The sequence below is a fragment of the Planomonospora corallina genome, from assembly GCF_042650625.1.
GTDB classification, from domain to species: Bacteria; Actinomycetota; Actinomycetes; order Streptosporangiales; family Streptosporangiaceae; genus Planomonospora_B; species Planomonospora_B corallina.
Genome location: NZ_JBHSBM010000027.1, coordinates 2,080 through 22,048 on the forward strand (window position 1 = coordinate 2,080; position 19,969 = coordinate 22,048).

The following is a 19,969-nucleotide window of genomic DNA, read 5'->3' on the forward strand; positions in this document are numbered from 1 at the left end:
CCCCCGGGTGGAGGTGGTGGTCTGCGGCGACACGGCCGGCCTGCCCCCGGCGGTGGAGGTGGCGGCCTACCGGATCGCGCACGAGGCGGTGACCAACGTCCGCCGCCACGCCCGGGCCACCACCGTGCTGGTCCGGCTGAGCGTCGAGACCGATCCGGCGGGGCGGGGCGAGCTCCGCCTGACCGTGAGCGACGACGGCGTCGGCCTGCCCGCGACGCCGCGCCGCGGGGTGGGCACGGCCTCGATGCGGGAGCGCGCGCAGGAGGCCGGAGGCTCATGCGTGATCACGTCCAGGCCCGGCGGCGGCACCGAGGTGGCCGTCCGCCTGCCCCTGTCCCCGTCGGCCCGGGACGACGCCCTCCGGGCCCCGGGCGCGATCGGGGCCCGGCCGTGAGCCGGCGGTGGGCCGCCGCGGTGGCCTGGACGGGCGCGGCCGCCGCGCCGCTGCTGAGCGCCGTCACCGCCTGGATGATGGTGCGGCTGCCGGTCCCGCCGTTCGAGATCGTCGATCCGCTGGCCCTGACCTTCCCCGCGGCGGGCGCGTTCCTGATCACGAAGCGGCCGAGGCTGTTCTTCCCGTGGATGCTGTGGGGTATCGGGCTCGCCTCCTCCGTCTACAACCTGCTGCTGGTGTCGGTGCTGTGGACCTACCACCGCGGCCTCACCGAGCTCGCCGCCTATCTCGCCTGGCCGGCGATGTGGACCTGGCTCTGGTACGTGGTCCCGGCCTTCGGGCTGCTCCCGCTGCTCTTCCCGGACGGCCGCCCGCCCTCGCCGCGCTGGCGCCCCCTGGTCCACCTGATGCTCGCCACCGCCGTGGGCCACAGCCTGCTGATGGCGTTCAGCCCGGACATGGGGTTCGAGATCGGCGTCCCGCTCGAGAACCCGTTCGGCATCGCCGCGCTGGGCACGCTCCCCGAGCTCGTGGAGCGGCACATCGTGATCCCCCTGCTCGGCTTCTGCGTGGCCGGCATCGCCTCCCTGGTCGTGCGCTTCCGGGCCGGCGGCCCGGAGACGCGGCGGCAGGTCGCCTGGTTCGCCTACGCCATGGGGCTTCTGGTGATCTCCATGACCGCCAGGCTGGCCAGCGGCAACGCCCCCCTCGCCCGGTACGCGGAGATGGTGATCGTCTGCGCGATCCCGCTCTCGATCGTGGTCGCGGTCCTGCGCTACCGGCTCTACGACATCGACGTCATCCTCAACCGCACGCTCGTGCACGTCACCGTCGCCGTGGTCGGCGGCGGGGTCTACTCCGGGCTGATCTGGCTGGGCAGCACCCTCGCGGCGGACCACGGCCACGCCGCCGGGCTGGCCGCCGCGCTCTCGGCCGGCATGGTCTTCCACCCGGTGCGGCTCCGCGTCCAGCGGGCCGTGGACCGGCTGCTGAAGGTGGAGCGCGACCCCTACCGGGCCGCCGACCGGCTCAACCGCACCGTGCAGGAGGCGGAGGACCCCGCCGGAGCGCTGGCCACCGCGACCGACATGGTCCGCTGGGCGCTGGGCGCGGACGGGGTCCGCGTCGAGGTGGACGGCGAGCGGGTGCTCGTCTTCACCTCCGGCGCGCCCGGCCAGCGGCCGAGGACCGTGCCGCTGGAGTGGCACGGGGAGCCGGTCGGGAGGCTGCAGGTGACCGGGGCCAGGCCGGGCCGCGAGTCCCTGGCGGTCCTGTCCCGGCACGTGGCCGAGCTGGCGCACGCCGTACGGCTCGCCGCCGACCTGCGCCGCTCCCGTGAGCGCATCAGCTCGACCCGGGACGAGGAGCGCCGCCGGCTCGGCCGCGAGCTCCACGACGGGCTCGGGCCCGCGCTGACCGCCATCGCCATGACGCTCGACGAGGCGCGCCGCCGGATCGAGGACGACCGCGCGGGCACGCAGGAGATCCTCGTCCGGGTCCGCGGGGAGATGACGCGGACCATCGGGGAGGTGCGGGAGCTGGTGTACGGCCTGCGCCCGCCCGCCCTGGACGACCTGGGGCTGGAGGGCGCGCTGCGTGCCGTCACCGAGGTCCCCGGCACGCGGGTGGACGTGGCCGTGGACGGCCCGCTGACCGGGCTGCCCGCCGCGGTGGAGGTGGCGGCCTACCGGATCGCGCAGGAGGCGCTGACCAACGTCCGCCGCCACGCGGGGGCGGAGCGGGCGACCCTGCGGCTGCGCCGCCTGCCCGGCGAGCTGCGGGTGGAGGTCTGCGACGACGGGGTCGGCCTGCCCGACCGGCCGGACGCCGGCCTCGGGCTGATCTCGATGCGCGAGCGCGCCGCCGAGGTGGGCGGCTCCTGCGAGCTCTCCCGCCCGCCCGGGGGCGGTACGGTGGTGACCGCCCGCCTGCCCCTCCCGGAGATGGCCTGAAGTGATCACCGCACTGGTCGTCGACGACCACCCCGTCTTCCGCCAGGGGCTGCGCGGGCTGCTGGGCGCCATGGACATCGAGGTCGTCGGGGAGGCCGCCGACGGGCAGGAGGCCGTCGCCCTGGCCGCCGAGCTCCAGCCCGACGTGGTGGTCATGGACCTGCAGATGCCGAACGGCAACGGGATCGAGGCGACCCGGACCATCACGCGGACCAGCCCCCGCATCGGCGTGCTGGTGCTGACGATGTTCCACGACGACGACTCCGTCTTCGCGGCCATGCGCGCCGGGGCCCGCGGCTATCTCCTCAAGGAGGCCGGGGCCGAGGAGATCGGCCGCGCGGTGCGGGCGGTGGCCGCCGGCGAGGCGATCTACGGCCCGCGGATCGCCCGGCGGGTGCTGGCCTTCTTCGCCGGCCTGCCCGGCCCCGCCCTGCCGGCCTTCCCCGAGCTGACCGAGCGCGAGCGGGAGGTCCTGGAGCTCGTCGCCCAGGGCCGGAGCAACACGGAGATCGCCGGGATCCTGTTCCTGTCGGGTAAGACCGTGCGCAACCACGTCTCCAACATCTTCATGAAGCTGCAGGTCGCCGACCGCGCCCAGGCGATCGTGCGCGCCCGCGAGGCGGGGCTGGGCGGATCCTGAGCCGGTCGCACGGCGGCCGTCCCCCGGTGGGCACGCATGGACGCACCTGGAAGCGGCGGGCCGGGGACGCCCGTCCCCGGCCCGCCGCGCGCGTCGTGCCCCCTAGCGCAGGGTGCCGTTGGTCATGCCCTCGGGCTCCTGCGGGACGGTGACCAGGCCGAGCTCGGCGGGCGCGGCCATCAGCGGGTGGGACGGGACCACCCGGACGGTGTAGCCGAAGGCCCCGGTGCTCTGCAGCGGGACCGAGCCGGTGAACACGGCCCGGCCGTCGTCGGCCCGGGAGTCGGCGGTCAGCGGCGCGTAGGAGGGGTGGACCAGCTCGTCGTGGACGCCGACCCGGCCGTAGGCGACCTGGACCTCGATGTCCTCGGGGCTCAGCTCGCCCATCGCGATCGTGGCCCGCAGCTCCAGGGAGGCGCCGACCTCGGGCGTGTCGCCCACGCCGGAGGCCTCGACGTGCTCGACCCGCACGCCCGGCCAGGCCCGGCCGACCTTGAGCTTCCAGGAGGCGAAGTCCTTGACCGGGCCGTGCCCGCCGGCGGTCAGGGCGCGCGCGGAGTGGGCGGCCGGCGTGTAGAGGCCGACGACGTAGTCGCGGAGCATCCGGCCGGCCAGGACCTTGGGGCCGAGGGAGGTCAGGGTGTGGCGGACCATCTCCAGCCAGCGGCGGGGCAGGCCGTCGGCGGGCCGGTCGTAGAACCGGTCGGCCACCTCGTGCTCGATCAGGTCGTAGAGCGCCGTGGCCTCCAGCTCGTCGCGCCGGTCGGGGTCGGTGACGCCGTCGGCGGTGGGGATGGCCCAGCCGTTGGTGCCGTCGAACCACTCGTCCCACCAGCCGTCGCGGATCGACAGGTTGAGGCCGCCGTTCAGCGCGGCCTTCATCCCGCTGGTCCCGCAGGCCTCCAGGGGGCGGAGCGGGTTGTTCATCCACACGTCGCAGCCCTGCACGAGGAGCTGGCCCAGGGCCATGTCGTAGTCGGGCAGGAAGACGATGCGGTGCCGGACGTCCTCGGAGTCGGCGAACTTCACGATCTGCTGGATGAGCTTCTTGCCGCCCTCGTCGGCCGGGTGCGCCTTGCCCGCGATGACGATCTGGACCGGCCGCTCGGGGTGGAGCAGCAGCTCGCGCAGGCGCGCCGGGTCGGAGAGCATCAGCGTCAGCCGCTTGTAGGAGGGCACCCGGCGGGCGAAGCCGATGGTGAGCACCTCCGGGTCGAGCGCCTCGTCGATCCAGCCGAGCTCCGCGGGCGAGGCGCCGCGGTCGAGCCAGGAGCGGCGGAGCCGGACGCGGGCCGCCTCGACCAGCCGCGCGCGCATCCGGCCGCGGATGGCCCAGATGTCCTCATCCGCGATCTTGCTGACGCCCTCCCAGCCCTGGGCGCGCTCCACCAGCGAGGGCAGCTCGCGCCCGGCCAGCTCCATGATCTCCCGGCCGACCCAGGTGGGCGCGTGCACGCCGTTGGTGATCGACCCGATCGGGACCTCGTCGACGTCGAAGCCGGGCCAGAGCCCCTTGAACATCTCGCGGCTGACCTCGCCGTGGAGCTGCGAGACGCCGTTGACCCGCTGGGCCAGCCGCATGCCCATCGCCGCCATGTTGAACACGCCGGGCTCGTCCTCGGCGCCGAGCCCCAGGATGCGGTCCACCGGGACGGTGGGCCAGGCGTTCTCGCCGCCGAACTGGCGGGCGATCAGCTCGGCCGGGAAGCGGTCGATGCCGGCGGGCACGGGGGTGTGCGTGGTGAAGACGGTCCCGGACCGGACCGCCTCCAGGGCCTCCTCGAAGGAGAGCCTGGCCTCGGTGAGCTCGCGGATGCGCTCCAGGCCGAGGAAGCCGGCGTGCCCCTCGTTGGTGTGGAACACCTCCGGCTCGGGGTGGCCGCTGATGCGGCAGTAGGCGCGGATGGCGCGCACCCCGCCGATGCCGAGCAGCAGCTCCTGCTTGAGCCGGTGGTCGGTGCCCCCGCCGTACAGGCGGTCGGTCACGTCGCGCTCGGCGTTGTCGTTCTCGGCCACGTCGGAGTCGAGCAGCAGCAGCGGGACCCGGCCCACCTGCGCCACCCAGACCTGGGCGTGGAGCGTGCGGTGCTCGGGCAGGCCGATCCTGACGCGGACCGGGTTGCCGTCGGCCTCCTTCAGGAGGGTGAGCGGCAGTCCTCCCGGGTCGAGCGACGGGTAGTGCTCCAGCTGCCACCCCTCGGGCGACAGGGACTGGGTGAAGTAGCCGTGCCGGTAGAGCAGCCCGACCCCGAGGATCGGCACGCCGAGGTCGCTGGCCGCCTTGAGGTGGTCGCCGGCGAGGATGCCCAGGCCGCCGGAGTACTGCGGCAGCGCGGCGGCGATGCCGTACTCGGGCGAGAAGTAGCCGATGGCCCGCGCGGCGTCCGGCAGGGACTGATACCACCGCGGGGCGGTCATGTACTCGCGGAGGTCGTCGGCCGCGTCGGCGAGCCGCCGCAGGAAGCGGCGGTCGGCCGCCAGCTCGCGGAGGCGCTCCGGCTCGACGGCCCCGAGCAGCGCCACCGGATCGTGCCCCACCCGCTCCCAGGTGTCCGGGTCCACCTCGGCGAACAGGTCGAGAGTCTCGGGATGCCACGACCAGCGGAGGTTGTGCACGAGCTCGCCGAGGGCGGCCAGCTCCGCGGGCAGGACGGTGCGTACGGTGAACCTGCGGATAGCTCTCACGCTGTCAGACCCTAGTTACTCAACGCCACACGGGCGACCAGAATGCTCACGCGTGTCCCCCTCACCGCTATCGACCCGGTCCAAACGCGAACGGCGCGCTTCACCACATGATCGAACGAACGGTGAACAGCGGGGAAGGAACCCGCGCCCCTCTTCCCCGGTCAGGCATGAAGAGCCACTATTGGGGCAACCCAGATAAGAGCCAGCGGCTCCGCCTCCCGGATCCGGCCGTCCGTTGGGAGGCGGTGCGCAGTCCTGCCCTGCGGCCGGTCAGGGAATGTTTGAGACGCCGAAGGGTCTTTCTTGATCTTTCTTGCCCGGACCATCCCGGCGGCACCGGTGTGCCGTCGCTACCGTGAGACGCGATGATCGGACGAATTCCCATCCAGGACATCCACCCTGCCGTCGAGTGCGGGCGCTACCCCGCCAAGGCCGCCGCGGGTGAGACATTCGAGATCACCGCCGTCGTGTTCCGGGAGGGACACGACGCGGTCGCCGCGGGCGTCGTGCTGACCGACCCGGACGGCGTGCGCGGGCCGCTGCTGCGCATGCGCGCCCTCGCGCCGGGCACCGACCGCTGGGGCGTGGAGGTGACGCTGCCCGCCGAGGGCACCTGGCACTTCCGCGTCGAGGCGTGGAGCGACCCCATCGCCACCTGGCTGCACGACGCGGGCATCAAGATCCCCCGCGACATGGACGCCGACCTGATGTGCGAGGAGGGCGCCCGGCTCTTCGAGCGCGCGGCGAGGGCCGTACGGTCCGCCGACTGCTCCGGGAGGGGCCGGCCGGACGACGAGGAGGACGGCGCCGGGAACGGCGACGGCGCGGCGGCCGGGAACGGCGACGGCGCGGCGGCCGGGAACGGCAACGGCGGCAACGGCAGGAACGGCGGCAGGAACGGCAACGGGGCCTGCGGGCACCGGGCCGCGCTGCTGGAGATCGCCGCCGTGCTGCGCGACGAGAGCCGCGACCCCCGCGCCCGGTTCGCGGTGGCGCAGCTGCGGGAGACGGCCGAGCTGCTGCGCCTGCACCCGCTCCGCGAGCTGGTGACGCGCTCGGCCCGGCACACGGTCGTGGTCCACCGGCGCCGGGCGCTGTTCGGGTCCTGGTACGAGTTCTTCCCCCGTTCGGAGGGCGCGGTCGTCGAACCGGGGCAGGAGCCCAGGTCGGGCACGTTCCGGACCGCGGCCGAGCGCCTTCCCGCGGTCGCGCAGATGGGCTTCGACGTCGTCTACCTGCCCCCGATCCACCCGGTCGGGCACGCCTTCCGCAAGGGGCGCAACAACACGCTGACCCCCGAGGAGCACGACCCGGGCTCGCCCTGGGCGATCGGCTCGGAGGCGGGCGGGCACGACGCGATCCACCCGGACCTCGGCACGTTCGACGACTTCGACGCGTTCGTGGCCAAGGCCCGGCAGCTCGGCATGGAGATCGCCCTGGACCTGGCCCTGCAGTGCTCCCCCGACCATCCCTGGGTCAAGGAGCACCCGGAGTGGTTCACCGTCCGCGCCGACGGCTCGATCGCGTACGCCGAGAACCCGCCGAAGAAGTACCAGGACATCTACCCGATCAACTTCGACAAGGACCCGGAGGGGATCTACGCGGAGGTCAAGCGGGTGGTGCGGCTCTGGATGGACCACGGCGTGCGGATCTTCCGGGTGGACAACCCGCACACCAAGCCGGTGGCCTTCTGGGAGCGGCTGCTGGCCGACATCCACAGCACCGACCCCGACGTGCTCTTCCTGGCGGAGGCGTTCACCCGGCCGCCGATGATGCGGGCCCTGGCCAAGATCGGCTATCACCAGTCGTACACGTATTTCACGTGGCGGAACTCCAGGCAGGAGCTCGAGGACTACCTCACCGAGCTCTCCCACGAGACGTCGCATTTCATGCGGCCCAACCTCTTCGTCAACACTCCGGACATCCTTCACGAATATCTCCAGCATGGCGGGATCCCGGCATTCAAGATCAGGGCGGTCATCGCGGCTCTGACCTCGCCGACCTGGGGGATGTATGCGGGATACGAGCTGGGAGAGAACATCCCGGTACGGCCCGGCAGCGAAGAGTACCTCGATAGTGAGAAATATCAGTACAGACCGCGCGATTGGGCTAAAGCAGAGCAGGAAGGGCGGAGTCTTGCGCCTTTCATCACCCGGCTGAATTTGTTCCGAAGAGCGCACCCCGCCCTGCAGGAATTGCGTAATCTACGGTTCCACAGCGTGGACAACCCGGACATGATCTGCTTCTCCAAGCGGCTCCCCGGGGCCCGCGACACGGCCTCACGACGGCACGGCGCGGGTGACGTCGTGCTGGCCGTCGTCAACCTGGACCCCCATCACACCCACGAGGCGACGGTGTTCCTGGACATGCCCGCCCTCGGCCTCGACTGGCAGGACGAGTTCGTCGTCGACGACGAGCTGTCCGGCGAGTCGTACCGGTGGCGGCAGTCGAACTACGTGCGTCTCGATCCCCACATCCACCCAGCGCACGTCTTCACCCTGCGCACGGCGGCGGCGCACTCCAGGTGAGCCGGCCGGGCGCGATCCGGCAGAACAGCGGGGAGAAATGAGCCATTTGTCCGAGCCCATTCCGAACACCTTCGACAAGGAAGAGCCGCGCGATCCGTACTGGTTCAAACGCGCGGTCTTCTACGAGGTGCTGATCCGGGGATTCGCCGACTCCAACGGGGACGGCACCGGAGACATCCGCGGCCTCATCGACAAGCTGGACTACCTCCAGTGGCTGGGGGTCGACTGCCTGTGGCTGCTGCCCCTGTACGAGTCGCCGCTGCGCGACGGCGGCTACGACATCTCGGACTTCATGAAGATCCTCCCGGACTTCGGCGACCTCGGGGACTTCGTGCAGCTGGTCGAGCAGGCCCACCAGCGGGGCATGCGCGTCATCGCCGACCTGGTGATGAACCACACCAGCGACGCCCACCCGTGGTTCCAGGCCTCCCGGCACGACCCCGAGGGCCCGTTCGGCGACTTCTACGTCTGGTCCGACACCGACGAGCTCTACAAGGACGCCCGGATCATCTTCATCGACACCGAGGCGTCCAACTGGACCTACGACCCGGTGCGGCAGCAGTACTACTGGCACCGCTTCTTCTCCCACCAGCCGGACCTCAACTACGAGAACCCGGACGTGCAGAACGCCATGCTGGAGGTGCTGCGCTTCTGGCTCGACCTGGGCATCGACGGGTTCCGGATGGACGCCATCCCCTACCTGTTCGAACAGGACGGCACCAACTGCGAGAACCTCCCCCGGACGCACGAGTACCTCAAGCGGGTCCGGGCCGAGGTGGACCGGCTCTACCCCGACCGGGTGCTGCTGGCCGAGGCCAACCAGTGGCCGGCCGACGTGGTCGAGTACTTCGGCGACCCGGCCACCGGCGGCGACGAGTGCCACATGGCCTTCCACTTCCCGCTCATGCCGCGCATCTTCATGGCCGTGCGCCGGGAGTCCCGCTACCCGATCTCGGAGATCCTGGCCCAGACGCCGAAGATCCCCGAGAACTGCCAGTGGGGCATCTTCCTGCGCAACCACGACGAGCTCACGCTCGAGATGGTCACCGACGACGAGCGCGACTACATGTACGCCGAGTACGCCAAGGACCCGCGCATGCGCGCCAACGTCGGCATCCGGCGCCGGCTGGCCCCGCTGCTGGAGAACGACCGCAACCAGATCGAGCTGTTCACCGCGCTGCTGCTCTCCCTGCCCGGCTCCCCCGTGCTCTACTACGGCGACGAGATCGGCATGGGCGACAACATCTGGCTGGGCGACCGCGACGGCGTGCGGACCCCGATGCAGTGGAGTCCCGACCGCAACGCCGGGTTCTCCGACTGCGACCCCGGCCGGCTCTACCTGCCGGTCATCATGGACCCGATCTACGGCTACCAGGCGATCAACGTCGAGGCGCAGCAGAAGAGCGCCGGCTCCCTGCTGAACTGGACCAGGCGGATGATCGAGATCCGCAAGCGCCACCCGGTCTTCGGCCTGGGCGCCTTCACCGAGCTGAACGCCTCCAACCCGAGCGTCCTGGCCTACGTGCGCGAGCTGGGCGACGACCGGATGCTGTGCGTCAACAACCTCTCGCGGTTCCCGCAGCCGGTCGAGCTGGACCTGCGCCGCTTCGAGGGATCGGTCCCCGTGGAGACCATGGGCGGCGTCCCGTTCCCACCGATCGGCGAACTTCCGTATCTTCTGACGCTTCCTGGGCATGGTTTCTACTGGTTCACCCTGCCACCCGCGCCCTGAGGAGGCACAGACGTGTTGACGGAGCTCCTTGCCGGTTGGATAGCGCATCAGCGGTGGTTCGCCGGTAAGGGGCGGCCGATCGACGGGCTCGAGGTCGACTCCGACCTCGAGCTGGCGCCGGGGCTCCGCCATCTCATCGTCTCCGTCCGGCAGGGAGGCACCCGCGACCGCTACCAGCTGCTGCTGGGGTGCCGCTCCGATCTCCCCGACCGGCTCACGCACGCCCGGATCGGCCGCGACGGCGACCAGGAGCTCTACGACGCGGTCCACGACGCCGACCTCACCGGCACCCTGCTGGAGGCGATGGCGGCCGGGCGCGACCTCGGGCCCCTGCGCTTCCGGCACCTGGAGGGCACCGAGATCGACACCTCGCAGCGCAGCCTGGTGCTCGGCGCGGAGCAGTCCAACACCTCCCTGGTCTACGGCGACTCCTACATCTGCAAGCTGTTCCGCCGGCTGATCCCCGGCGTCAACCCCGAACTGGAGATCACAGGCGCGCTGGCGCTGCGCAAGGCGGCCCACATCGCGCAGCCGTACGGCTGGTTCGAGACCGACCTCGACGGGGAGACCACCACGCTCGCGATGACCCAGGAGTTCCTGTCGGGCGCCAACGACGGCTGGGCGCTGGCCCTGGCGAGCGTCCGCGACCTGTACAACTCCCCGGAGCGGTCGGCCTCGGAAGCGGGCGGCGACTTCAGCGCCGAGTCCTTCCGCCTCGGCACCGCCACCGCCGAGGTCCACCAGGAGCTGGCCGCCGCCTTCCCGACCGGCGTGATGGAGCCCGCCGAGGTCAGGGAGCTCATGGACGACCAGCTCCGCCGGCTGGCCCGCGCCGTCGAGGAGGTCCCCGAGCTGGCCCCCCACGCTCACGTCGCCGAGGAGGCCTACCGGCGGGTCGTGGAGGTGGCCCACGAGGTCCCCGTCCAGCGCGTGCACGGCGACTACCACCTCGGCCAGGTGATGCGCACCCCGACGGACTGGATCATCCTCGACTTCGAGGGCGAGCCGGGGCAGCCGCTGGCCGAGCGCCGGGCGCTGAGCTCCCCGCTCCGCGACGTGGCCGGGATGCTCCGCTCCTTCGACTACGCCGCCCGGCACCTGCTGGCCGACCAGCCCGAGGCCGACGAGCTGCGCCCGCAGGCCGTCGAGTGGGCCGAGCTCAACCGCTCGTCGTTCCTGGCCGGCTACTCGGCCGGCGGCGGGCGCCTGCGCGGCGAGGACGCCGTCCTGCTGCGCGCCCTGGAGCTGGCCAAGGCGGTCTACGAGGTCGGCTACGAGGCCCGCAACCGGCCCACCTGGCTGCCCGTGCCGCTGGCCGCCTTCGAGTCCTGATCCACCGGTTCCTCATCCGGCGTTCACCGCTTTCCCATTTCGCCCAACGGAGCACCGCCTCTTCACTACTCTTCGCATACGAGTACGAGCGGAGAGTGGTGTGAATGAGACGGGCACGGGTCATGATGGCGCTCGCCGGAGCGGGGGTGACGGTCGTCGCGGGAGCGTTCTTCCTGATCCCGGGGGAGCCGGGCTCGCAGGCGGCCCAGTCCGTCTCCCGGCCGCCCGCTCCCGGGGACCCGCTGACCGGCGACGAGATCGACCGGGCGGGCCAGGTCGCCTCGGCGACGTGGCGCACGCACATGACGACCGGGCACGCCGAGCTGCTCTACGTCGAGCGCGACGACGACAAGGCCGCCAAGGGCACGCGCCGGGCCGACGTCTACATCTACGACTACCGCACCGACCGGCTCGTCGTGCGGACCGTCGACCTGGCCAGGGGCGAGGTCGTGGCGGAACAGGCCGAGCGCGGCGTGCAGCCGCCGCCGTCCAGGGGCGAGGAGATCAGGGCGGCCGAGCTGCTGCTGGCCGACCCGGTGTACGGCTCGCGGGTGCGCGACGCGCACGCCAAGGCGGGTGGCAGGCCGCTGGCCTCAGCCTCCGACCTGGGCCTGCGGGCGCTGAGCTTCACCCCGAGCCCCCGGGACACCGAGGCCGGGGCCTGCGAGGTCCACCGGTGCGTCCGGCTGTTCGTCCGGCTCCCGGACGGCAGCTGGCTGGACACCAGCCGGATCGTCATCGACCTGTCCGCCAAGAAGATCTTCACGCTGGAATGGTGACCGTGTTCCTCCGCCTGACCCTCTCCTCCGCCCTGCTCGCCACCGGGCTCACCGGAGCGTCGGCCCAGGCCCCCGCGGACGCCGCCGGCTCCGTGCGCGCCGCCGCGGACGCCACCGGGTCCGTGCGCGCCGCGGCCGCCCCGGCGACGTGCAGCTCGCCGTACCGGATCGACGAGACGCTGCCGAACGGCGCGCGCTGGCGGATGTGCTGGGAGATGCGCACCATCGAGGGACTGACCCTCACCAACGTCACCTACACCCCCAAGGGCGGCGAGGCGCTGCGTGTGCTGCGCAGCACCGCGCTGGCGCAGATCCACGTCCCCTACGACAGCGGCGAGCCCCGCTTCCACGACATCGGCACCATCGGCGACGACGCCATCGCGCTGAAGGCCGCCGACTGCCCCGGGGGCGAGCGCCGCGACCAGTACGTCTGCGTGACCACCCGCGCGCGCGGCCACGGCTACATGAAGTCGGACGGCGAGGGGGTCACCACCTCCGTCCAGGGCACCGACCTGGTGGTCTTCGCCGCCTTCCAGCTCGGCTGGTACACCTACCTGGTGGAGTGGGCCTTCGGCGACGACGGCGCGATCACCCCGCGGGTGGGCGCGACCGGCTCGCTCTCCGGCTTCACGACCACCCCCCAGCACGGCTGGCCGATCGGGGTGGGCTCGACGAAGTTCGAGGAGAGCCACAGCCACAACATCTTCTGGCGGCTCGACTTCGACATCGACGGCGCGGACGGCGACGTCGTCGAGCAGTACGACTTCACCGGCTCCGGCACGGCCAAGCGCAAGCTCACCCGCACGGTCTTCACCGAGGAGACCAAGGCGGTCAACGACCGGATGCGCTGGTGGCGGGTGGTCGACTCCGGCGTGCGCAACGCCGACCGGCACCCCGTCTCCTGGGAGATCAACAACCTCTCCAGCGCGGAGTACCGCGGTCCGGCCGACGAGGCCTTCACCCGGGCCGACCTCTACGTGACCGACTACCGCGCCTGCGAGCGCCTGGCCAGCACCAACCCCGTGGCCGGCTGCGGCAAGAGCGTCGACCGCTACATCGCCGACGACGAGCGGCTCACCGACCCCGTGCTCTGGGTCCACGTCGGCTTCCACCACGTCGCCCGCGACGAGGACGCCGACCCCATGCCCACCCACTGGCAGGGGTTCCGCGTCACGCCGCGCGACGTGAGCTCCGAGAACCCGCACTGAGCCGCGCGCTCCCCGGCGGCGTTGGAAGATCTTTCCTGGTGCCCCTCCCGTGCAGTGGGTTGAATGCTGACGAACGGGCAGGGTTAGGGAGTATCGACCGACGGGAGTTGATCAATGAACGCGGACCTGGACCTGAACCGGCTGGCAGGCGGAGCACATCATGATCCGCACTCGATCCTCGGCGCGCACCCCGGAGAGCACGGTGTGACGATCCGGGCGCTGCGTCCGCTGGCGGAGAAGGTCCAGGTGCTCCTCGACGGCGCCGAGCACGACATGGGCCACATCGCCTTCGGGGTCTTCGAGGTGACGGTCCCGGGGATCGACAAGGTCCCCGACTACCGGTTCCGGGTCTTCTACCCGGGAGCGGAGCCGTACGAGGCCGACGACCCCTACCGGTTCTGGCCCACGCTGGGCGAGGTCGACCTGCACCTGATCGGCGAGGGCCGGCACGAGCGGCTCTGGGAGGTGCTCGGCGCGCGGATCATGCGGCACCAGGAGGTCGACGGCACCGCCTTCTCCGTCTGGGCGCCGAACGCCCGGGGCATCCGGGTCATCGGCGACTTCAACCACTGGGACGGCGCCGGCCACCCCATGCGCTCCCTGGGCGGCTCCGGCGTCTGGGAGCTGTTCGTGCCCGGCGTCGGCGAGGGCCAGCGCTACAAGTTCGCCGTCCTGGGCGCCGACAGCGTCTGGCGGGAGAAGGCCGACCCGATGGCCCGCCGCACCGAGGTGCCGCCCGCCACGGCCTCGGTGGTCGAGCGCTCGGAGTACGGCTGGCAGGACGGCGAGTGGATGGCCGCGCGCCCGGACCGGCGGGCGCTGGAGGAGCCGATGAGCGTCTACGAGGTGCACCTGGCCTCGTGGCGGCCCGGCCTGTCCTACCGGCAGCTCGCCGAGGAGCTGGTGGACTACGTCAAGGACATGGGGTTCACGCACGTGGAGCTCCTGCCGGTGGCCGAGCACCCGTTCGGCGGCTCCTGGGGCTACCAGGTGACGTCGTACTACGCGCCGACCTCGCGGTTCGGCTCCCCGGACGAGTTCCGGCACCTGGTGGACCGGCTCCACCAGGCCGGGATCGGGGTGATCCTCGACTGGGTCCCGGCGCACTTCCCCAAGGACGCCTGGGCGCTGGCCCGCTTCGACGGCACCTCCCTGTACGAGCACGCCGACCCCACGCGGGGCGAGCACCCCGAGTGGGGCACCTACATCTTCGACTTCGGGCGCAAGGAGGTCCGCAACTTCCTGGTCGCCAACGCGCTGTACTGGCTGAAGGAGTTCCACATCGACGGGCTGCGGGTGGACGCGGTCGCCTCGATGCTCTACCTCGACTACTCGCGGCCCGAGGGCCAGTGGACGCCCAACCAGTACGGCGGGCGCGAGAACCTCGACGCGGTGGAGTTCCTCAAGGAGATGAACGCCGTCTGCTACCGCGAGGCCCCCGGCATCGTCACGATCGCCGAGGAGTCGACCGCCTGGCCGGGCGTCTCCCGCCCCGCCTACCTCGGCGGTCTCGGCTTCGGGTTCAAGTGGAACATGGGCTGGATGCACGACACGCTCGCCTACCTGAAGCACGAGCCGGTCTTCCGGCAGTACCACCACCACCAGATGACGTTCTCGCTGATGTACGCCTACTCGGAGAACTTCGTGCTGCCGCTCTCGCACGACGAGGTCGTGCACGGCAAGGGCTCGCTGCTGGGCAAGATGCCCGGCGACGAGTGGCAGCGCTTCGCCAACCTGCGCGCGCTGCTGGCGTTCATGTGGGCCCACCCCGGCAAGCAGCTGCTGTTCATGGGCGGGGAGTTCGGCCAGGGCTCGGAGTGGTCGGAGGAGCGCGGGCTCGACTGGTGGGTGCTCGACTTCGACGGGCACCGGGGCATCCAGCGGCTGGTCCGCGACCTCAACCGCGTCTACCGGGAGACGGCGGCGCTGTGGCGGCTGGACACCTCTCCGGACGGCTTCCGCTGGATCGACGCCGACGACGCGCAGGGCAACGTCTTCTCCTTCCTCCGGCAGGCCCCCGACGGCTCGGTCCTGGCCTGCGTGGCCAACTTCTCCGGCGCGCCGCACGAGGACTACCGGATCGGCCTGCCGTCCGGCGGCGCCTGGACCGAGGTGCTCAACACCGACGCCTACGACTACGCGGGCAGCGGCGTGGGCAACTTCGGCTCGGTGGAGGCCTGCGCGGAGCCGCACCACGGCCTGCCGTACTCGGCGTGCCTGCGGGTGCCGCCGCTGGGAGCCCTCTGGCTCCGGCACGTGCCGGCGGAGCGGCCAGGGGCCTCCGGAGCGTCGGAGGCGGCCGGGGTCTCCGGAGCGTCCGAGGTCTCCGGAGCGTCCGGGGTCTCCGGCGCGGAGGCGGAGCGGCCCCCGGCGGAGTGACACACCGGAGCGGCACGGCGGAGCGACCCCGGCGGGGCGGCCCGCTCCGCCGGGGTCCGGGCCGGTCACGCTCGCGTGACCGGCCCGTGCCGTGTCCGGGGGCGCGGGAGAGCGGCCGGGGCGGGCGGGACGAGCGGGGCGGGCAGGGCCGCCGGAGGACACCGGAGGACACCTTAAATCTGGCTTATGTCCGGCTTATGGGGCCACCGGAATGTTGACCACCGCGAGACGATGGTCTTACGCTCCAAAATCAATAGGAAACTTTCCTATGAATTACGGGGGCTAGTCACTCTCTGACCTGGAGCGATCCTTGCGAAGAATCACCATCGGCTCTCTGGTGGCGGCAGCCGCGCTGCTGGCTCCCCTGGGACTCGGAACCGCCTCCGCCGCCACACCGGCCACCGCCGCCTACGCGACCACCTCCGACTGGGGCTCCGGTTTCGAGGGCAAGGTCACCGTCAAGGCGGGCAGCTCCGCCCTGAGCACCTGGAAGGTGGAGTTCGACCTCCCCTCCGGCACCTCGATCTCCTCGTCGTGGGACGCCGACATGACCAGGAGCGGCAACCACTACACCTTCGTCAACAAGTCGTGGAACGGCTCCCTGTCCGCGGGGGCGTCGGTGAGCTTCGGGTTCGTCGGCGCGCCCGGCGGGGTGAAGAGCCTGGCCAACTGCAAGCTCAACGGCGCCCCGTGCGGCGGCGGCACCGCCACCCCGACGGCCACGCCCACGGTCACCCCCACCGTGACCCCCACCGCCACGCCGACCGCGACCCCCACCGCGACCCCGACGGTCACCCCCACCGTGACCCCCACCGTGACCCCGACGAGCGACCCCTCGGGCAAGAAGATCGTCGGCTACTTCACCAACTGGGGCGTCTACGGCCGCAACTTCCACGTGAAGAACCTGGTCACCAGCGGCTCGGCGGAGAAGCTGACCCACATCCTGTACGCCTTCGGCAACACCACCGGCGGCAAGTGCTCGATCGGCGACGCCTACGCCGACTACGAGCGCGCCTACACCGCCGACCTCAGCGTCGACGGCAAGGCCGACACCTGGGACCAGCCGCTGCGCGGCAACTTCAACCAGCTCCGCAAGCTGAAGAAGGCCTACCCGCACATCAAGGTGATCTGGTCCTTCGGCGGCTGGACCTGGTCCGGCGGCTTCACCCAGGCCGCGGCCAACCCCGCCGCGTTCGCCCAGTCCTGCTACGACCTGGTCGAGGACCCGCGCTGGGCCGACGTGTTCGACGGCATCGACGTCGACTGGGAGTACCCCAACGCCTGCGGCCTCACCTGCGACACCAGCGGCCCGAACGCCTTCAAGAACCTGATCTCCGCCCTGCGCGCCAAGTTCGGCTCCAACGCCCTGGTCACCGCGGCGATCACCGCCGACGGCTCCAGCGGCGGCAAGATCGACGCCACCGACTACGCCGGCGCGATCTCGAACCTGAACTGGCTCATGCCGATGACCTACGACTACTTCGGCGCGTTCAACGCCAAGGGCCCGACGGCGCCGCACTCGCCGCTCACCTCCTACAGCGGCATCCCGCAGGCCGGGTTCAACTCCGACGCGGCGATCCAGAAGCTGAAGAGCAAGGGCATCCCGGCGAGCAAGCTCCTGCTCGGCATCGGCTTCTACGGCCGCGGCTGGAGCGGCGTGACCCAGGAGGCCCCGGGCGGCACCGCCACCGGCGCGGCCCAGGGCACCTACGAGGCGGGCATCGAGGACTACAAGGTCCTCAAGACCAGGTGCCCGGCGACCAAGACCGTGGCGGGCACCGCCTACGGCCTCTGCAACGGCGAGTGGTGGAGCTACGACACCCCGAGCACCGTCAAGGGCAAGATGACCTACGCCAAGGAGCAGGGCCTGGGCGGCGCCTTCTTCTGGGAGACCAGCGGTGACACGGCCAACGGCGAGCTGATTACCGCCATCGCCAACGGACTCAAGTAATATTTCGGGCACTCGGCCCTCCGTGCGCGTCACGCCGCGGAGGGCCGAGCCATGTCCGGCCGCCGGACCGCCGCCCGCTGAACGCCGACTGTGAAGATCCACAAAACCGGAGAAAGGGTATTCACCGCACGGGAACCGCTGCCTAGACTCCGAATCGCCCGCTTCATCCCCCCGGAGGACGTGTGCGATTCCGAGCCGCCGTGGCCCTGGCGATCATGATCACCCTGACCCCGGCCGCGCCCGCGTCCGCCGAGGAAGCGCCCGTGCCACCCGCGCCCACCGGGAGCCCCGCCGCCCCCGCCCCGGAGGAGACCGGGTCGCCCGCGCCGGGGACCGGCGGGACCCCCGCGCCGGAGGAGACCGGTGCGCGGCCCCCGCAGCCGAAGCTGGAGGAGGGGCTCGCCGCCGACGCCGACGGGGCCCGCGTCATCGTCGAGGTGAGCGCCCCCGCCGAGACCGCCCCGGTGGCGGGTGAGGCACGGACGCTGCCGGAGACCGAGGTGGTGCTCCAGGCGCCGGAGACCTCGTTCATCGTGGTCGAGGCCACCGGCGAGTCCCTGGCCGCGCTGGCCGCCGACCCCCGGGTGGTGTCCGTGCGGCGGGACCGCGCCTACTCCCCCGCGGCCCTGGCGTCCCTCGCCTCCGGCCTGCGGGTGATCGGAGCGGACAAGGCCCATGCCGCCGGGGTCACCGGTGAGGGCCAGACCATCGCGATCATCGACACCGGGATCGACCCGGACCACCCCGCCCTGGGCGGCAAGGTCGTACGGCAGGCGTGTTTCTCCTCCACCGACGACGGGTCGCAGTCCCTGTGCCCCAACGGGCTGACGGAGGACGTCTCCGCCGACGCCGAGACGCCCGCGTGCGTGCACGACGGCGCCAACCTGTGCGACCACGGCACCCACGTCGCGGGCATCGCACACGCGGTCGCCCCCGGCGCGGACATCATCGCCCTCCAGGTCTTCAGCCGGACCACCGACTGCTGGGAGGGCGAGACGGCCTGCCTGACCGCCTACGAGTCCTCGCTCCTGCGCGCCCTCGACCACGTGGCCGAGCTGAGGGACACCGTCCCCGGCCTCGTCGCGGTCAACCTCAGCCTCGGCGGCGGGATGTCCGACGGGGCGTGCGACGCCGTACCCGAACTGCAGGCCATGCGGGACCGGGTGGAGGCCCTGCGCGCCAAGGGCGTGGCCGTCGTCGCCGCGGCCGGGAACGAGGGCTACGCGGGCGCCGGCGCTCCCGGCTGCTTCTCCGGCGCGGTGACGGTGGGCGCGACCGGGGACGACGACCACGTGCCCCACTGGTCCAACCACGGCCCCCTGCTCGACCTGTTCGCCCCCGGCCTCGAGATCGACTCCGCCGTGCCCGGCGGCGGCACCCGGGTCTACAGCGGCACCTCCATGTCCACCCCGCACGTCACCGGCGCGTTCGCGCTGCTGGCCCAGAAGGACGCCGACGACGCCCCCGACACGCTCCTGCGCAGGCTCGGCGACTCGGGCCGCCCGGTCTCCTACGGCGGGGTGCGCACGCCCCGGATCGACCTGAACGCGGCGGTCAACGGCGGCGCCCCCGCTCCCGAGACCACCGCCCCGGGCCCCGAAGAGGGCCCTGGAGAGGGCCCTGGAGAGGGCACCGCGCCGGACGATCCCTCCGCTCCGGCTCCCGACCCGAGCGCGGGCCCCGAGCCGGCCCCCGCTCCGGAGGACACCCCCGCCCCGGCCGACCCCGATCCGGTCCCACTGCCCACGGTGACCGTGACGGTGACCGTGACCGCCGCGCCCGCCGCGGCCCCGGCGGTCTGCACCCGGGGCACGGCGAGGCGGACCCTGACCGCCGCCCAGTGGGCCACCGAGATGACCCGGGGCCGGGGCGGGCTGCCGGACGGGACGCTCGCCTGCTATCTGCGCCTGGCGGGCAAGGCCAGCACGGTCTTCTCCGAGGTCACCCGCGCCTCGACACTGGGCACGGCCTACCGGGTCCTCAAGCCCGCCAAGCGGACCGAGCGGGCCGTGCTGGAGAGCGAGCTGCTGGCCGCCTGGCTGAACTGGGCGCACGGCGCGGTCAACCTCACCGCCGGGGCCGGTGAGGCGGGCACGGTCAAGGCCGTGCTGGCCTCGGCCGAGAAGCGGCGCCTGGCGGGCTCGCCGGGACCCGCCCCCGCCTCGGCCCTGCGCAAGCACGTCAACACCCGCCGTCCCTCGTGAGTCCCTTCGTGAGCCCCTTCGTGAGCGCAGTGGACGGCGCCGCCCCGCGCCCGGCGGAGGGGCGGCGCTCACCCGGTCCGGCGGAGAGGGCAGCGTAGGCGGCGCAGGCGGACGGGCCGGCGGAGAGGGCGGCGCAGGCGGACGGGCCGGCGGATGGGCCGGGGGCGCGACGGCGCTCGCCCGGC

12 protein-coding genes are annotated in these 19,969 nt (G+C 72.3%); 11 read left to right on the plus strand and 1 reads right to left on the minus strand.

Annotated elements, in window-relative coordinates:
• From ACFOWE_RS23800 to ACFOWE_RS23810, 3 genes are all read left to right on the plus strand, one after another.
• The coding region (locus tag ACFOWE_RS23800; protein WP_377291417.1) for a sensor histidine kinase at positions 1–394 on the plus strand (394 nt) is incomplete at its 5' end.
• On the plus strand, positions 391–2,346 hold the full coding sequence (locus tag ACFOWE_RS23805) for a sensor histidine kinase (protein WP_377291419.1): 1,956 nt from the start codon (positions 391–393) through the stop codon (positions 2,344–2,346). The genes ACFOWE_RS23800 and ACFOWE_RS23805, both read left to right, overlap by 4 nt.
• Before the next feature lies 1 nt (position 2,347).
• Entirely contained in the window at positions 2,348–2,986 is a 639-nt protein-coding gene (locus tag ACFOWE_RS23810) for a response regulator (protein ID WP_377291421.1), read from the plus strand.
• A gap of 102 nt (positions 2,987–3,088) precedes the next feature.
• On the opposite strand, the gene glgP is transcribed toward ACFOWE_RS23810, so the two are convergent.
• The gene (gene glgP, locus ACFOWE_RS23815) at positions 3,089–5,671 is read right to left on the minus strand and encodes an alpha-glucan family phosphorylase (RefSeq protein ID WP_377291423.1); all 2,583 of its coding nucleotides are present in this window, start codon (positions 5,669–5,671) and stop codon (positions 3,089–3,091) included.
• Positions 5,672–6,036: 365 nt separating this feature from the next.
• Between glgP and ACFOWE_RS23820 the strand changes: the two genes are divergently transcribed.
• The 8 genes from ACFOWE_RS23820 (at position 6,037) to ACFOWE_RS23855 (ending at position 19,784) form a co-directional block, all read left to right on the plus strand.
• Positions 6,037–8,199, plus strand: a complete 2,163-nt coding sequence (locus tag ACFOWE_RS23820) for an alpha-1,4-glucan--maltose-1-phosphate maltosyltransferase (RefSeq protein WP_377291425.1) — start codon at positions 6,037–6,039, stop codon at positions 8,197–8,199.
• A 37-nt stretch (positions 8,200–8,236) separates the two neighbouring features.
• Complete coding sequence (gene treS / locus ACFOWE_RS23825; RefSeq protein ID WP_377291427.1) at positions 8,237–9,931, plus strand: maltose alpha-D-glucosyltransferase; 1,695 nt, start codon at positions 8,237–8,239, stop codon at positions 9,929–9,931.
• A gap of 12 nt (positions 9,932–9,943) precedes the next feature.
• Positions 9,944–11,263, plus strand: a complete 1,320-nt coding sequence (locus ACFOWE_RS23830; RefSeq protein ID WP_377291429.1) for a maltokinase N-terminal cap-like domain-containing protein — start codon at positions 9,944–9,946, stop codon at positions 11,261–11,263.
• Positions 11,264–11,367: 104 nt separating this feature from the next.
• Positions 11,368–12,042 (plus strand): hypothetical protein, encoded by a 675-nt coding sequence (locus tag ACFOWE_RS23835; RefSeq protein ID WP_377291431.1) that lies wholly within the window; start codon positions 11,368–11,370, stop codon positions 12,040–12,042.
• Entirely contained in the window at positions 12,036–13,250 is a 1,215-nt protein-coding gene (locus tag ACFOWE_RS23840; protein ID WP_377291433.1) for a copper amine oxidase, read from the plus strand. The genes ACFOWE_RS23835 and ACFOWE_RS23840 overlap by 7 nt, the downstream gene beginning before the upstream one ends.
• Before the next feature lie 114 nt (positions 13,251–13,364).
• Positions 13,365–15,629, plus strand: a complete 2,265-nt coding sequence (glgB, locus tag ACFOWE_RS23845; RefSeq protein WP_377291435.1) for a 1,4-alpha-glucan branching protein GlgB — start codon at positions 13,365–13,367, stop codon at positions 15,627–15,629.
• A 310-nt stretch (positions 15,630–15,939) separates the two neighbouring features.
• Positions 15,940–17,580: a glycosyl hydrolase family 18 protein gene (locus ACFOWE_RS23850; protein WP_377291437.1), complete on the plus strand. Its 1,641-nt coding sequence runs from the start codon at positions 15,940–15,942 to the stop codon at positions 17,578–17,580.
• 182 nt (positions 17,581–17,762) lie between these two features.
• On the plus strand, positions 17,763–19,784 hold the full coding sequence (locus ACFOWE_RS23855; protein WP_377291439.1) for a S8 family peptidase: 2,022 nt from the start codon (positions 17,763–17,765) through the stop codon (positions 19,782–19,784).
• Positions 19,785–19,969 lie beyond the last annotated feature (185 nt).

Excerpts from the sequence above, each read along its gene's own strand:
- ACFOWE_RS23820 (WP_377291425.1), top strand. The coding sequence starts at position 6,037 with ATGATCGGACGAATTCCCATCCAGGACATCCACCCTGCCGTCGAGTGC.
- treS (WP_377291427.1), top strand. The coding sequence starts at position 8,237 with ATGAGCCATTTGTCCGAGCCCATTCCGAACACCTTCGACAAGGAAGAG.
- ACFOWE_RS23835 (WP_377291431.1), top strand. The coding sequence starts at position 11,368 with ATGAGACGGGCACGGGTCATGATGGCGCTCGCCGGAGCGGGGGTGACG.
- ACFOWE_RS23840 (WP_377291433.1), top strand. The coding sequence starts at position 12,036 with ATGGTGACCGTGTTCCTCCGCCTGACCCTCTCCTCCGCCCTGCTCGCC.
- glgB (WP_377291435.1), top strand. The coding sequence starts at position 13,365 with ATGAACGCGGACCTGGACCTGAACCGGCTGGCAGGCGGAGCACATCAT.